The sequence below is a fragment of the Streptomyces sp. NPDC003720 genome (assembly GCF_042875075.1).
Taxonomy (GTDB): Bacteria; Actinomycetota; Actinomycetes; order Streptomycetales; family Streptomycetaceae; genus Streptomyces.
Window position 1 is genome coordinate 685,517 of sequence record NZ_JBIANZ010000002.1, and the last position, 14,539, is coordinate 700,055.

Sequence of the window (14,539 nt, forward strand, 5' to 3'; positions counted from 1 at the left end):
GGCTCATCATGGGGGTAGCGTGCGCGACTTCAGCCTTCCGGCACTGGTGGAGACCCTGTCGGCGGGAGGCCTTGCGGACTCGGTGTACGAGGTGGCGGAACGCGACCCGAAACTGGAGCAGTTGGCGCGGCGCGACCCCCTGGACGACCAGAGGTGGTGTGCGGTCACCGCGGCCGAGTTCCGCGACGAGGTCCTGGCGCTGGCCAAGGGGCTGCTGGCCGGCGGGATCCAATTCGGTCACCGCGTCGCCGTGATGTCCCGCACCCGTTACGAGTGGACGCTCTTCAGCTACGCGTTGTGGTCCCTCGGCGCCCAGGTGGTCCCCGTCTACCCCACCTCCTCGGCGGACCAGGTCCGCTGGATCCTGTCGGACGCGCAGGTGGTGGCCGTCGTGGTGGAACACGAGGACCATGCCATGACCGTGGGGGCGGTCTGCGACCAGTTGCCGCTGCTGAGGGCGATATGGCAACTGGACGCCAACTGCGTCCAGTGGCTGGCGGAAGCGGGCTGGGGCATCCCCGACGACGTGGTGCACCAGCACCGCAGGGCAGTGCAGCCGGGCTCGGTCGCCACCATCGCCTACACCTCCGGCACCACCGGCCCCCACCCCAAGGGCTGCCTGATCACCCACGCCGGTCTCGCGGCCGAATGCGACACCCTGAACGCGGGCTGGCGGGAGGTCCTCGCCGAGCCCGGTGAGCAGCCGGCCGTTCTGGCCTTCCTGCCCCTCTCCCACATCTACGGTCTGATGGTGCAGGTCGTCTGCATGCGCGGTGGCATCCGGCTGGGGCATCAGCCGGACCTGTCCCCCGCCGCGCTGCTGCCCGCCCTGGCGTCGTTCCGGCCGACGTACGTCTTCGCCGTGCCGTACATCTTCGAGAAGATCTTCCATTCGGCCAGGCGTTCGGCCGAAGCAGCCGGCCGGGAGGCGCTCTTCGACCGGGCCGCGGACGTCGCGGTGCGCTACGCCGAGGAAGTGGAGCGCCGGGACAGGGGCGAGGGCTCGGGGCCCGGACCGCTGCTGAAGGCCTCGCACACCGTCTTCGACCGTCTGGTGTACGGGCGGCTGCGGGCCGTCCTCGGCGGCCGGGTCCGGTACGCCACCTCCGGCGGGTCGAGTCTCGACCGGGAACTCGGCCTGTTCTTCGCCGGAGCCGGGGTCACCATTCACGACGGATACGGGCTCACCGAGACGACCGCCGCCGTCACCAGCCAGCCACCGGGCCGGCCCCGCTTCGGGACCGTCGGCAGACCCCTGCCCGGCTGCTCCGTCCACGTGGCACGGGACGGGGAGATCTGGGTCCGCGGGGACGTCGTCTTCTCCGGCTACCTCGGCGATCCGGCGGCCACCGGGTCGGTGCTGCGCGACGGGTGGTTCGCGACGGGTGACGTGGGCCGGCTGGACGACGACGGCTTCCTGGTCATCACCGGACGCAAGAAGGACATCCTCATCACCAGTGGCGGCAAGAGCGTCAATCCCCGGGTGCTCGAGGAGCGGCTGCTCAGACATCCCCTGATCTCCCAGTGCCTCGTCGTGGGCGACAACCGTCCCTTCATCGCGGCACTGATCACCCTGGATCCCGAGGCGTCCCAGCACTGGTGCCGACTTCGCGCACAGCAGCACGCCCGCCCCGGGGAGGCGCCGATCAACGAGGAACTGCGTGGCGAGATCCAGCGGGCCGTGACGATGGCGAACGCGGCGGTCTCCCAGGCGGAGGCGATCCGCGCGTTCCGGATCATCCCGAACGAGTTCAGCACGGCCGACGGCCTCATGACGCCGTCGCTGAAGCTGCGTCGCGCCGCGATCGTGCAGGCGTACGCGGCCGACATCGAAGCGCTGTACGGCTCCTGAGGGCCCCTCACCGGTGGTCGGACCGCCTCGTTGCTGATCGGGTGCGCCGCTGGTAGATCGCGGCGTCGGAGACGCCGACAGCGGCCGCGGCCGCGAGGACGGTCGTCCCCGGAGTGCGCAATTCGGCGAGGAACCGGGCGACGCGCTCCGGGGCCAGCCGCATGGGCTTGAGGAAGCCGTGCGGCACCGAGGCGGCGCTGATGACGTCGCAGGCGGCCGCGACTGCCGGGTCGTCACGCGCCACGTTCCTGGGTCTCCGGTGCCCAGGATCAGTTCGGCGCGGGGGGCAGGACGAGGGCCAGGAGGCGGAGGTAGTCGGCGCGCAGGGCGTGGCCGCCTTCGTCGAGGGCGTCCCGGTTCCGGCCGGCGAGCGCGACGGCCAAGTGGGTGTCGGTGCGGGCCGCACTCAGACGGCACGCAGGTCGATGCCCAGCCCGACGGCCGCTTCGTCGACGGCCTGGCCGTGCCACAGGGCGGCGATGAGCCGGTCGGCGAGGAGGGCGGACAGCGGGGCGGGGGCCGTCATGCCCGCACCCTAAGGGCGGCGCGCACGGCTGCGCTCCGACCGGGGAAGTCGCGCGACCCGAGCCCAGGGGGCGGGGCGGCCGGCGGGGCGCCGGGACCTTCACGGTGTGCGCCTTGGCCGGGGCTCGGGCTGCAGGACGCTACTCCCGGCATCGTTGGACGGCCCGCCGTGGAAGCAGCAACCGTGGATCAGGCACGAGAGGCCGTGGATCGTGGTCGTTCCAAACCATCCGCAGAAGAGGTGCGTAGTGCTTCAGGTGCCCCCGAGGACATGCCTGAAGTACGCGTACGCGGGCGCACAAGGAGGTCGGGCTGGCATCCGGCCGACTGGCGGCTACTGGTTGGGGCGGATGGCTTGAACGCCGGTACTCGCGTACGCCTTGAGTCTCAGGGTGAGCAGGTACCGGCCGGTGGGGTGGTGGGGGGAGGGGCCGGCGACGATATCGGCCATGCCCTGCGGCCCGGGACCGATATCGTCGTCGGCCCCTGGGGGAAACTCCGCCGTTCAGCCCATCAAGGGCGCCGGACGCAACGCCGAAAAGGATCAGGCGGAGTCGCCCCGCTCCTGCCGGTCCAGCATCCCTCCGCGTCACTGGCCGCCTCGTGATACGGCGGTCCCGTATTCCGGCCGTCAGGCCCGGAGGAGTTTCCGCATGCGTGTCTTCCTGCCCCTGACCGCCGTCACCACCGCCGCACTCCTCCTCAACGCGGTCGCCGGCGCCAGTCCCGCCGCAGCGGACCGAAACCCGGACAGCACACCACTGATCAAGGTGTCCCGGGGCGACCCGTATGCGGATTGCACCATCGGTAGGAGGTCCCCCGACAGCGTCGTCTACCCGGGCACCGAGGTCGAACCGTATCTGTCCGTTGATCCGCGCGCCCCCAAGCGCGTGGTCACTGTGTTCCAGCAGGATCGCTGGAATGATGGCGGCGCCCGTGGCCTGGTGGCCAGCTGGACAACTGACGGCCACACCTTCCACCGGAGCGCGCTGCCGTTCAGCCTGTGTGCCCCCGGCGGCGCGGACTTTGAACGGGCCTCCGACCCTTGGGTGAGCACCGGACCGGACGGTACCGTCTACGCCAGCGGAGAGGGCGTCGACTTCACGAGGAGCACACGCAGCGCCCTCCTGGCCGCCACCTCCCGCGACGGCGGCCGCACCTGGCAGAACCTCACCACCACGCACGTCGACCAGCAGCCGTTCTTCAACGACAAGCCTTCGCTCACCGCCGACCCGGTCCGCCACGGCACCGCCTACCAGGTCTGGAACCGCCTCGACAACGATCCGCCCGGCCCCAGCTCCCTCGACGGTCCGGGTTACATCTCGCTCACCCGCGACGGTGGCCGCACCTGGAGCAAGGGCCGCGCCTTCGTCGACACCAGCACCGTCCCCAACACTCAGACCATCGGCCATGTGATCGTCGCCAACCGGCGCACCGCCACCCTGTATGACTACTTCGACCAGATCACCTACTCCGATGACCTGAACACCGTGACAGAAGCCCACTACGCGATGGTCACGTCGACCGACGCCGGAAAGACCTGGAGCGCGCCGGTGATCGTGGCCCGGGACACCTCTGTACCAGAGGTCGACCCGAACGACCCCGACAAACCGCTGCGCGCCGCGGCCACCCTGCCCAGCCCGGCCGTTGACCCCGAGACCGGCGCGTTGTACATGGCCTACGAGGGCTCAGACTTCTCCGGCGGTAAGTTCGACTCCGTCCAGCTCGTGCGCTCCACCGATGGCGGACGCACCTGGGAGACCCCGCAGCTGATCAGCCCGGAAGGCGTGCCGGCCTTCTCACCGTCGATCGCGGTCGACGAACGGGGCACAGTCGCGCTCACCTACTATGACCTGCGCTTTCTCAAGCCGGGTGACACCACCACCCTGCCCACCGCCTACCAGTTGGTCACACTGCCGCATGGAGACCCCGAGCGCCGAACCGAACGACGGATCTCACGGGTCTTTGACTGGCTGCAGGCGCCGTTCGCCGGGGGCTACTTCCTCGGCGACTACCAAGGCCTGGTGGCGGACGCAAAGCGAGTACGAGCGGTACTCACCGAGACCCACTCCGGCTCACCATCGAACCGCACGGATGTGTACACCGGCAGTCTCCGCACCCGGTGACCGACCCAGGACAGACATCCGATGCGGGTCGTGTCATAAACGATTCACGGGGTGGCGAGGCCGACCGCGGTGGTGAGGCCGGTGGCCCATGTGTCGGCCTGGCTGCGCCGCGGCTTGGGCTTCTCTCCCTCACCGGCCGTTCGATGCCGAGGATGTGCTCGAGCACCCATTGTTGTGCGCAGGTGAGCCTAATTCAGCCGAGTCGCTACGTGCGCGTACCCAGCACCCCAGTCAGCTGCCGAGGCCGGGAGTCTGACGGCGGCTCGGGTGCGGCGGTCCGGCGGCCGCCGGTCGGGGGAGTGGGCCCTCCCTTTGGGGAGCAGCGGGGCGGGGCCCGGCCGTCGTGTCGCTGGGGCGTGCCCGCGCGCGCTGCGCACCCGCGGAACGCGCGCTGCGCGCGCTCACGCCCGGGTGAGGGGCCGGGCCGCTGCGCGCCCCGGACGCGCCCTGCGCACGCTTTTCCTGCCCCTCAACCCCACCGTGCCCGCTGCGCGGTCCTCCGGCGGGCCCGTCTGGTGCCGGGGCAGTCGCTGTGCGTGGCCCCGCCGCCTGCGGCGGCCGGACGGGCGGGATCCTCACCGCTGCGCGGGGTGGATCTGACCTCGCGCGCGGTCCTGCTCGTGCCGGCGGCGGGCGCGCAGTGGCTGCCGGGCGGCACTAGGCGCGGGGGCAGCCGTAGTCGGCGGCTCGATCAGGTCTGTGAACTCTGCAGGGTCGGATGGCGTGGGTGACGGAATCCGGAGGCGGGCTGACCGAAGATCTCTCGGGGAACGTTCACGTCACTGGGCCGGGGAACGTTTCCGTGCTGACGCGAGACCGGAGGAACCGTCATGGAGCCGGATGACCAGATCATGCGGGGTCCCGGGGAGCAGAGAGTCGCTGAAGCGGCGGAACGCATCGTGGCCGAGGGCCGGCCACGGCTGCACCGCACCTGGACGTCGCTGGTGGCGACCTCGCTGCTGGGCGGTATCGACGTCGGTGTCGGCGTCATGACGCTGCTGTTCGTGCGGCACACGACCGGCAGCGAACTTCTGGCCGGACTGGCCTTCTCCGTAGGGCTCATCGCTCTGTTGCTCGGGCACAGCGAGCTCTTCACGGAAGGGTTCCTGGTGCCCGTCGCCACCGTCATCGCCGGCGCGGCCACCTGGCTCGATCTGGTGCGCATGTGGGCGACGGTCTTGGTGATGAACCTGATCGGCGGCTGGCTCTTCATGTGGCTGGTCATGCAGGCCTACCCGGACCTGCACCGCACCGCGGCTGCTCTGGGCGCGCACTTCGTCGACGCAGGCTACACAATGGGCACCTTCTGCCTCACCGTGCTGGGCGGCGGCGTCATCACCCTCATGACTCGCATGCATCACGGCACCGAGTCCATGACCGGGAAGATCATCGCATCGATCACCACCGCCTTCGTCTTGGCGGGGCTCGGGCTGTGGCACTCAGTGCTGGACTCCCTGATCGCGTTCGCCGGCCTGCACACCGGCAGGACGTCTTACGGTTACGCCGACTGGCTGAGGTGGCTGGCCTGGGCGGTCCTTGGCAACATCGTCGGCGGCCTCCTGCTGACGACCGGACTGCGCCTCATTCGCAGTGCCCCGGTGCTCAGCGCGGACGACGAGTCGGCGAAAGCCGACTCCTGACGCCCGCGAAGTGGGCATGAAGCCCCGCGACTCCATCTCGTCCGCTGACCACCGACCCTCCAGCCCGCTTCACCTACGGGCCTGCCCCTCAGTTTGTGTCCGGGGCAGGTGAATCGTGACCAGGCAGCGCACCGGGAGAGGAGCATCTGGACGGTACGGGGGTGAGCCTGGAGCACTCCGTCTCCTTCGCGGTCAGCTGGGTGCGGGGCGCGATCGAGGTCGACCAGTGGCTCGTCGAGCGACTCCAGGTGCCCCAGAGCTGAAGCTGAGAACTTCCACCGAAGGCGGGCCGCACCCACTAGGCGCGGCCCGCCTTCGGTGTTCCGCGCTCATGGGGTGTCGTCCTGGCGCGCCGCAGCATGAGGGTCAGGGCGTGGGTCCGCACGCGGCCCGGTGTGGCGGAGTGCCGGAGGTGCTAGGGATCCCCAACCCCCGCCCCATCACGGCAGGATGTGGGCATGAACGAAGCATGGGCCGCCATCATCGCGGCCATTGCCGGCGGTGTATTCGGCATCGCAGGCATCCTCGCCGGCATCTACGTCGGCCGCCGACAAACCACCGACCAAGCCGACGTCGAACACCAGCAGTGGATACGCGGGCAACGGCAACAGACCTACACCCAGTTCCTCGCCGCCTGGGATACCGCCATCAACCAGACTGGACCGATCCTCACCCACCTGAGCGACCACCTCAGGCTCGGCGGAAGCCGCGGCATGCAGGGCTGGGCGCTGAACGTAGCAACAGTGGTGAGGGACCTTCTCGGTGCGACGGGGCCGGCGGTGAAGGCTGTGGAGAGTGTGCAGTTGCTCGGTCCGGCGGACGCGGCGGCCAGGGCGAGGGCGATGGGGGACGGCTTGAACGACGTGGTGAAGGAGTTGGTCACGTTCGCTCGTGATGAGCGAACACCGGATGAGGTGGATGACAAAGGGATGGAGCTGGTGGAGCGACTGCAGCAGTTGCACGAGCTGCGTGGCCTCTTCTTCGAAGAGGCGCGGATGGTGATGGCGAAGCCGCCGTCTCCGGGGGTGTGAGCGGTAACGGCAGGCGTGCGCCTGATCGTTGATCGGGTGCGCCGCGGGCCCTGGCCGGCCACTCCAGCCAGGGCCCGCCCCTTCGGCTGCCGATCCTGGACCGGGTGACGAAAACGAGCCCAGTGCCAATGAGCGCGACGGTACGGAACCGCACGACGCGCACGAGACATGGCCCATCCGCGAGGAGCTTCCGGAACGCACCTGCGCATGGTGTGGCGACCCCGTCGCCTACAGCGGCCGAGGCCCCCCCGCGCTACTGCAGTCCGGTGAACCGCCGCCGGGCATGGGAAGTGCACACAGCATGGGCTCGCGCAGAGCGACCCGTCAGCGAGGGCGGCACGACCCGTGAACCGATCCGCGAGGTGATCCGGCCAGGACCGGGCGGCCAGTGACTCCCACAAGCTCGATGAGGGTCTCCTCGTTGAGTGAGGTCTGCCCTTCCAGCGACCAGAGCCGCCAGTCATCAGCGCGCTCCTGAAGCAGCTCCATGTCCACCCCGTCCGTGAAGGTTGCCGCCCTGTTCAGCGGGTGCCGATGGCGGGCGACGATGAGAGAACCCCAGTACCCCGTGTGATTGCTCCGTGTCTGAGAGTCACTGCTTGGCGGCGCTCGCCAACCCACGCCTCCAGGCCCAGCCGCACGCTCACGCCCTCACTGTCGGCTCTCCCAGTCCCGCAGCCATTGTTCGAACTCCGTGGCGACGATGCGCTCGTCATGCACGCCGGCTGCGTCGTCGGAGGCCAGCCAGACGATGGGCGGGTCCATCACCGCCGGCCTCAGGAACCGGTGGCCCTCGGGGGCGACGACGTCCTGGGGCAGCATCCCGGTGACCGTCGCGCCTCCGGGCAGCAGCAGGTTGACGGTGACGCCCGTGCCCCGCAGGTCGGCCGCCATGATGCGGGACAGCGCCTCGCTGCCGGCACGCGACGGCCCGTAGGGAACGAAGCCGGCGCGTCGCATGGTCGAGTGGTTGATCGAGATGTTGACGATGCGGCCCCCGCCGGATGCCAGCATCCGTGGCGTGATCTCGCGGGCGACCAGGAAATAGCCGGTCAGGTTGGTGTCGATCACCGCGCGGAAAGCGTCGGACGGTACCTCCCAGAATCCCTGCGGCTGTGTCATGAAGCGCGGGTTGACTGTGCGCATGCCGATGCCGGCGTTGTTCACCAGCATGTCGATGCCACCGAGCCGCGACCACGCTCGGTCGACGGCCCTGGCCACCGACGACTCGTCCCGCACGTCCATTTCGACGCCGGTCGCCCCTGGCAGCCCCGCGGCGACGGACTCCGCACGCTCGCCGGACCGTCCGGTCAGCGCGACGGTGGCTCCCGTCGCGGCCAGGGCGGAGGCCATGGCGAGTCCGAGTCCGCTCGTCCCGCCGGTCACCAGCACTTTCATCGGATTACCTCTGTCCTGAGAACCGGCCTGGCAGGTCAATGGTCGCGCCCACCGCCGCGTTGACAGTCGCCGTTCCCGACCGTGGTCCTCGGTGGCAGGGCGTACCCGTGGGCGGAAGTCCGTGACCGGAACTATAGGGATTGGAGCACGCTCGAAGTCCAGCCGCGGCGGCTTATGGCCCGTCCGGATGGCATGCCCGAGGTCGTACGGGTGGCGCCGCTCAGGGCCATCCGGGTGCATGCGCCTCAGCATGCCCCGTTTGTTCCATACCCTCAGCGCACGCTGGCTCACGCCCTCGCGGCTGCCGCGAGGGCATTCGTCACGCCGGTACGCGGACGCTCGCAAAGCTGAACCCGCACGGCGGTCATTCAAGCGAAACAGGCGTGGGCTGGTCTGGAATGACCGGCGTGTGCAGCCTGTACCGCCGACACGCTCGCCAGCGGTGAGCGGCGATGCGGGCACACGCACCCAGAAACCATTTACACCGGTATCGGTTCACTCGGTTCACTTCGAGGGCTGGTCACCGTGGTCGTCGCGGAGCGTGTCGCGACGTTCCTGCTCGCGCTTGGAGAAGGCGGCTGCCCGGATCGCCTCGTCACTCTCGAAGCCCGAGCCCAGCGCGCCGCCCACCGTGGCGACCGAAGCGACGAACCAGGACAGAGTCCAATACTCCGCGGCATGCAGCGGGGTCCGTGTCATGGAGGCGAAGACGCGGTCGTTGAGGATGAACAGGGCCCACACCAAATTGATGACGATCAAGCCTCCGTAGCAGACGATCACCCCGATACCCACGGTCATGACCGTCGAGGCGTTGTAGAGGCTCGTCCTCTTCCTCTCCTCCGGCGAGGTGTCTGTTGATCGATGCCACAGGTGCGCGTTCACGATCAGCCAGCCGATCATGAGCGTCACAGACCCCACCATGGCGATCAGGAGGCGTGGCGTACTCAGGGCCTCGGACAGGCTCCAGATGGTGGAGTTCATGGTGGCGATGGCTCCCGTGGCGAGGGCGGCCGCCAGGGCTTTCGTCAGCCCCGGCACCAAGCGCCACGGCTGGTTGGCGCGGACCATACCGCCGAGCACCCTCAGGTAACCGCGCGGCCCGCTGACGACGTACCGCAGATCAGCGGTCTCCTCCTCGCCGATAGGGCCCCGGTGAATCGGCGCGAGACGACTGACGAAGCGCCCCAGCGGCTGACGCTCCGGAGGTTTCTCAGCCCCGGTGGCTCGCGGACTCGCCAAGCTGAGCACGGTTTCTACCACCGCCCGCATGGCTCTTGTCTGAAGACGCAGGCCTCCCAGCGGAGGAAGGGACAGCAGCGCCAAGCCGTGCTCATGACTCAGATCCACGACGAGCTTGCGTCCGTGCGTGTGCAGCGGAAGATCGGTGAGGGCCACGACGATGTCCCAGTTCTCCCCTCGCCTGCGGTCCAAGATCCTGCGCGTCAGTGTGGACAGGTCCTCGGTCCCCGCGGTGAAGGGCTCACTGACCACCTCCACCTCGAACCGCCGCCCTTGCCCCGACTTTTTGGCTAGCCGGGCAGGAAGTACCCGGGCCATATGCTGCGCGATCTCCGTCGGCGCATCCGGATCCGCCAAGAGAGCCACGACCGTAACGCCCTGCGACGACTCCCGCATGACCGGACCCTCCTCGTCGGATACCCCGGCGCTCACCAGTGCCCAAAATGTCCCGAATATAACGTTGCCGCCTATGACCGCTGCCGATTCGCCGACGGAGGTCAATGTCCTGTTTCATGCGCGAATTGCGCAGGCTTGAGATACTGAATCTTCACCAGTAGGCGCGCACCAGACCCGCCAGCGCGCCCCCACGCTGCTCCTCGCCCGCTACGACAGCGAGCCGCAGCCGCGCATGGTCGCCCGCACCACCCTTCTGCGCGGTCCCGCGCAGCACGAGCTGGCCGATCGCATCCACCCCGCCGACCCCGACCACCCGTGGATCGGGCGCCGCTTCTCGCCTCGATGGAGCACCCACGAAGACCTCAAGTGCTGACGGCCGACTACGTGGTCACCGCCGACTTCGAGCCTGCCCGCCGCCATTCCTCCAGCACGCCTGTCAGGTCCGGGCCGATGAGCCGACCACGGCCAACGAGTCGTCTACGTACCAGGCCGGACGGTCAACGGCATGGCCGGCGCCTACCGGGGCGAGGCCAAGACCGATGCCCGCGACGCCTACGTCATCGCCGAGACAGACCGTTTGAGAAGGGACTTCGCCCCCCGTCGAGGTGCCCACGAACCAGATTGCTGACCTGGCTCTGCTCACGACACACCGCTCCCACTTGATCGCCGACCGGGTCCTTCTGCTCAGCCGTCTCCACGACGTGCTCAGCGGCATCAGCCCTGCCCTAGAAGCGGCCTTCGACCACGCCGGCCACAAGGGCGCCCTGGTCCTGCTCACCGGCTACCAGACCTCCGGCGCCCTGCGCGGCTGCGGCCAGGCCCGTCTGACCCGCTGGCTCGCCGCACGAGGCGTGCGCCACGCCGAAACGGTCGCCGCGATCGCTCTCACCGCAGTGCATGCCCAGCACATCCAACTGCGCGGCCGCGACAGGACACGGCCGCGGGCATCACCGCGGACCTGGCCACACAAGTGCACCGCCGCTACGAGCGCAAGGCCGAGCACTTCCTCGCTCTCGTCGGCATAGCTGCCGCCCCCATTGGCTACCGCCGGCTCAGCAGCTGAGCCGGCTCAAGCCTGCTGTGTCGGTGGCAACCCATAAGGTGCGCGCAGCGTCTCCGAGGAGGAGGTTCCGTGGGATTTTCGGGTCACCTGGTCTTTGCTCGTAGCAAGCGTCCGCTGCTGGAAGCTCCCGTGTTCGACGGCATTCATCAGGAGCTGAAGGACACCGTGCGTGCGTGGTGGCCGCGACCGGGCGGTTGGCAGACCCTCCAGTTCGAGCACGGACTATGGGAAGAGGAGTACCTGTCCGCCCTGGTCGGATGGACCGGCGCACCGGCCTGCGTCGCAGACGTCTCTGATAGCGACATCGCCCTCGTGACCGGGCTGGGAACCAACAGGCAGCATTGGCAGGCGTGGCTCAACCTGGATAACGCTGCGGCACTCCTCACCGAGGAACCCGAGGATCTGGACGACGTGAGCCTTTGGGTGGGCACACCCGAGTTCGACGAGGCTGTGAGGCGCAAGCGCGCGGAGCTCGAAGTGAATGTTCCAGCCGACGCTGAAGGCGCTCTTGTGTGGGCGGCAGCGGCTGGCATCCCAGCTACAGGGCAGCAGCCCCGGATCGAAGAGCTACTGCGCTCGCGGGAGACCTTGGCGGAGGACCTCTTCAGCGCGCTGCTGGACGAGTTGGGCTTTCCCCAGGCCGCCCAACCCTCACCGGAGCCATAAGAAACGACGTCTAAGACTCCGCCGACCTAGTCGTCGTCCCCCAGGCATGCCGTCCGTCGGTGAGTGTTTCCCCAAGCCTGGCGAGCAAGATCGACGGTATGGTTCCGCGAAGTCGTCTAGTGGGGAGGGAGCGAGAATATGCGGCCTGATGGGGCTGAGGTTGCCGAGACACCGATGCCGGAGGTGCTAGAAGCGCTTGCGGATCGGCTCGAGGAAGAGACAGTTGCGTCTTTGGAAGCGCTGCGTCAGCAGGCCGCTCGTCTACGGGCGGAGACTGCTGCAACGGTGGCCTCTCTGCGAGAGCAAGCTGCTCGTTTGCGCGATGACCGAGACTTCCGCTGCTAAAAGGTCCTGACAAAGGCGTTGGACGTGGCGGTGATGAGGCAGGTGGCGAGGCAGAGGAAGGCCTCGAGGATGTCGTCGCGTCGTTCCCAGCGGATGCGTAAGCGGCGAAAGCCACGGAGCCAGGAGATGGTGCGTTCCACCACGCTGCGGACAATACCCAGGCCAGAGCCGTGTTGCACGCCTCGCTCAGCGATCACGGGTCGGGTGCCGCGCTGCCAGAGGAGGCGCCGGTGCTTGTCGTGGTCGTAGCCGCGGTCGGCGAGGAGCGCGTCAGGCCGGCGTCTGGGTCCGGCGCCATCCGCACCGAGTGGCGCGGCATCGTCGCCGACCGGCTGGAGAAGTATTCCGCCACGGGTGCCTACTCCGACGAGGCCGAGGCCGTAGCCGCCGCCATGCGCTCCGGGAACATGACCAAGCGCATGTCCCCGCCCACCGTCGTCGCCGACGCCATCGGCAAGGCCGTCACGGGACGCCGGCCCAGGACCCGCTACGCTACCGGCTTCGGCGCACGCCCCCTCATCGGCCTACGGCGCCTCCTCAGCGACCGCGCCTTCGACACCCTGGTCTCCCGGTAGATGGGCCCCCTCGCTGATCGCACCCGCAAGGCCAGGAACGCGGCACATCCGACGACCGAACGGCGGCGTCAGTCCTCGATGCACGGCCGCAGCAAACTCCACGGCGGTCAGACGCGGTCCGGTGTGTGAGCCACGGTCTGGGCACGCACCGACGCCGAACTCGCCCGGCGCGTCGTGATCTCGCGCGTGCAGTAGAGCGCGATGGCCGACACGCCCACGGCGAGGGGGACCCATTCCGGTGAGACGAACCAGACGTACTGGAACCAGAACCGATGATCCGACACCACTTCCCTGAACGTGCCGAGTACCGCGAGGGTGTTGACGCCGACGAGGCTGTAGCCGATTCCACGCGTCCGGCGCCTCGCCCGGGGGGTGAGGGCCGCGGTCACGGCCAGGAGACCTGCCAACGCGAGAGTGGAGATCCCGCCGACGCGAAGCCAGCGACTCCAGTCGATCCCGCCAAGCGATGCGTCGTCGGCAATGGACACCGCGACCACCACGGCGTAGGCGCCGAAGAGGAGCATCGGCGGGAGGCATCGGAGCGGCAGGGCCACGTGTGCCTGCCAGTGGGGTCGTGCCCGGACGGCGAACCACGCGATCAGCCCTCCAGTGGCGACGGCGACCGCACCGGCGCCGCTGGCTACGTCGCGACCGTCGGAGACTCCGTCGAGATTGACCGCGGTCACCGTGGCGGCCACCAGCGTGGCGAGGAACCAGACCGCAACCGCGATCCAGGAGCGCGCCACAGCAGGCTTCCCGGAAGCCGAGCCGACCGAAGGCGGCGACGGCAGAGGCTCCGGCAGCGGCGCGGTCGCCGCCGGCACGGGATCGGGCGCGGCCGCGAGCCTGCGCAGGGCCCGGGCGGCGTCGGCGGCGTCCGCGAACCGCTCTGCGGGGTCCTTGCGTAACAGCTTGAGCAAGGGAGCGTCCCATGCCCCTGGCACACCCTCGGCCGCGGAACTGGGCGCGGGCGGCTGCTGACTCAAGTGCGCCGTCAGGTAGCCGACACTGTCCGGGGCCTGGAACGGCAGCCTGCCGGTGACCAGTTCGAAGAGCAGGCAGCCCAGGGCGTACAGATCGCTCCTCGGTTCCGGGTAGCCGCGCGCCTGCTCCGGTGCCATGTAAGGGGGCGTGCCCACGATGAACCCGGTCTGGGTCAGCCGGTCCGCGGTCGCGTAGGGGTCGGCGGCGCGAGCGACACCGAAGTCGAGCACCTTCACCGATCCGGCAGGTGTGACAAGGATGTTGGACGGTTTGATGTCCCGGTGCAGGATGCCGTGAGCGTGCGCGTCACCCAGTGCGTCACAGATCTGAGCACCCCAATGGGCCGCCTCAGCGAGATCGACGGCCCCTTTGCGGATCTTGGCATCGAGGCCTTCGCCACGCACCAACTCCATGACCAGAAAGGGCGCCGTGCCGCTCTGCGTAGTGCTCTCGCCCAGATCGTGGACGGTCACGATGTGCGCATGCTCCAGCCGGGCCGTGATCCGCGCTTCGCGCAGAAAGCGCGCGCGGGCCTCATCGCCACGGCTTCCGCCGCCGGCGAGCAGGGAGATCACTTTCACGGCCACCGGCCGGTCCAGCGTCTCGTCCCGCGCCTCCCACACCTCGCCCATGCCGCCCTCGCCGAGCTGCCGGACCAACCGGTACCGGCCCCCTAGTAGCTGGCCCTCCACAACGCCC

The 14,539-nt window shown here is 69.1% G+C and carries 11 protein-coding genes and 2 pseudogenes; 7 read left to right on the forward strand and 6 right to left on the reverse strand.

Annotation, left to right across the window (positions count from 1 at the left end; all coding sequences use genetic code 11):
- Positions 1-19: 19 nt before the first annotated feature.
- Positions 20-1,852: an AMP-dependent synthetase/ligase gene (locus ACFYU0_RS08740; protein WP_389298841.1), complete on the forward strand. Its 1,833-nt coding sequence runs from the start codon at positions 20-22 to the stop codon at positions 1,850-1,852.
- Positions 1,853-1,859: 7 nt separating this feature from the next.
- Here ACFYU0_RS08740 and ACFYU0_RS08745 read toward each other — a convergent pair whose 3' ends face one another.
- Entirely contained in the window at positions 1,860-2,096 is a 237-nt protein-coding gene (locus ACFYU0_RS08745; RefSeq protein WP_389298842.1) for a hypothetical protein, read from the reverse strand.
- A 934-nt stretch (positions 2,097-3,030) separates the two neighbouring features.
- Between ACFYU0_RS08745 and ACFYU0_RS08750 the strand changes: the two genes are divergently transcribed.
- The 3 genes from ACFYU0_RS08750 to ACFYU0_RS08760 all read left to right on the forward strand — a co-directional run bounded on the left by ACFYU0_RS08750 (position 3,031) and on the right by ACFYU0_RS08760 (position 7,174).
- Positions 3,031-4,503, forward strand: coding sequence for a neuraminidase (sialidase) (locus tag ACFYU0_RS08750; protein WP_389298844.1), 1,473 nt, complete (start codon positions 3,031-3,033; stop codon positions 4,501-4,503).
- A gap of 830 nt (positions 4,504-5,333) precedes the next feature.
- A complete protein-coding gene (locus ACFYU0_RS08755) occupies positions 5,334-6,143 on the forward strand; it encodes a formate/nitrite transporter family protein (protein ID WP_351673296.1) in 810 nt (269 codons plus the stop codon).
- Between the two features lie 458 nt (positions 6,144-6,601).
- Positions 6,602-7,174, forward strand: coding sequence for a hypothetical protein (locus ACFYU0_RS08760; protein WP_389298846.1), 573 nt, complete (start codon positions 6,602-6,604; stop codon positions 7,172-7,174).
- A gap of 651 nt (positions 7,175-7,825) precedes the next feature.
- Here the strand turns inward: ACFYU0_RS08760 and ACFYU0_RS08765 are convergent.
- From ACFYU0_RS08765 to ACFYU0_RS08775, 3 genes are all read right to left on the reverse strand, one after another.
- Entirely contained in the window at positions 7,826-8,824 is a 999-nt protein-coding gene (locus ACFYU0_RS08765) for an SDR family NAD(P)-dependent oxidoreductase (RefSeq protein ID WP_389298848.1), read from the reverse strand.
- A gap of 252 nt (positions 8,825-9,076) precedes the next feature.
- Positions 9,077-10,207, reverse strand: a complete 1,131-nt coding sequence (locus tag ACFYU0_RS08770; RefSeq protein ID WP_389298850.1) for a hypothetical protein — start codon at positions 10,205-10,207, stop codon at positions 9,077-9,079.
- Positions 10,208-10,358: 151 nt separating this feature from the next.
- Positions 10,359-10,502: a hypothetical protein gene (locus ACFYU0_RS08775; RefSeq protein WP_389298852.1), complete on the reverse strand. Its 144-nt coding sequence runs from the start codon at positions 10,500-10,502 to the stop codon at positions 10,359-10,361.
- Between the two features lie 159 nt (positions 10,503-10,661).
- Between ACFYU0_RS08775 and ACFYU0_RS08780 the strand changes: the two are divergent.
- Both ACFYU0_RS08780 and ACFYU0_RS08785 read left to right on the forward strand, forming a co-directional pair.
- Positions 10,662-11,130: pseudogene (locus ACFYU0_RS08780) on the forward strand (transposase); the annotation flags it as partial.
- 209 nt (positions 11,131-11,339) lie between these two features.
- Entirely contained in the window at positions 11,340-11,936 is a 597-nt protein-coding gene (locus ACFYU0_RS08785) for a hypothetical protein (protein ID WP_389298854.1), read from the forward strand.
- 341 nt (positions 11,937-12,277) lie between these two features.
- Here the strand turns inward: ACFYU0_RS08785 and ACFYU0_RS08790 are convergent.
- Positions 12,278-12,550: pseudogene (locus ACFYU0_RS08790) on the reverse strand (transposase); the annotation flags it as partial.
- On the opposite strand from ACFYU0_RS08790, the gene ACFYU0_RS08795 reads away from it, so the two are divergent.
- Positions 12,512-12,856 (forward strand): hypothetical protein, encoded by a 345-nt coding sequence (locus ACFYU0_RS08795; RefSeq protein WP_389298855.1) that lies wholly within the window; start codon positions 12,512-12,514, stop codon positions 12,854-12,856. The pseudogene ACFYU0_RS08790 and the gene ACFYU0_RS08795 overlap by 39 nt on opposite strands.
- A gap of 107 nt (positions 12,857-12,963) precedes the next feature.
- Here the strand turns inward: ACFYU0_RS08795 and ACFYU0_RS08800 are convergent, their stop codons facing one another.
- A complete protein-coding gene (locus tag ACFYU0_RS08800) occupies positions 12,964-14,499 on the reverse strand; it encodes a serine/threonine-protein kinase (protein ID WP_389298857.1) in 1,536 nt (511 codons plus the stop codon).
- Positions 14,500-14,539 lie beyond the last annotated feature (40 nt).

Excerpts from the sequence above, each read along its gene's own strand:
- ACFYU0_RS08770 (WP_389298850.1), bottom strand. The coding sequence starts at position 10,207 with ATGCGGGAGTCGTCGCAGGGCGTTACGGTCGTGGCTCTCTTGGCGGAT.
- ACFYU0_RS08755 (WP_351673296.1), top strand. The coding sequence starts at position 5,334 with ATGGAGCCGGATGACCAGATCATGCGGGGTCCCGGGGAGCAGAGAGTC.
- ACFYU0_RS08760 (WP_389298846.1), top strand. The coding sequence starts at position 6,602 with ATGAACGAAGCATGGGCCGCCATCATCGCGGCCATTGCCGGCGGTGTA.
- ACFYU0_RS08765 (WP_389298848.1), bottom strand. The coding sequence starts at position 8,824 with ATGCTGAGGCGCATGCACCCGGATGGCCCTGAGCGGCGCCACCCGTAC.
- ACFYU0_RS08750 (WP_389298844.1), top strand. The coding sequence starts at position 3,031 with ATGCGTGTCTTCCTGCCCCTGACCGCCGTCACCACCGCCGCACTCCTC.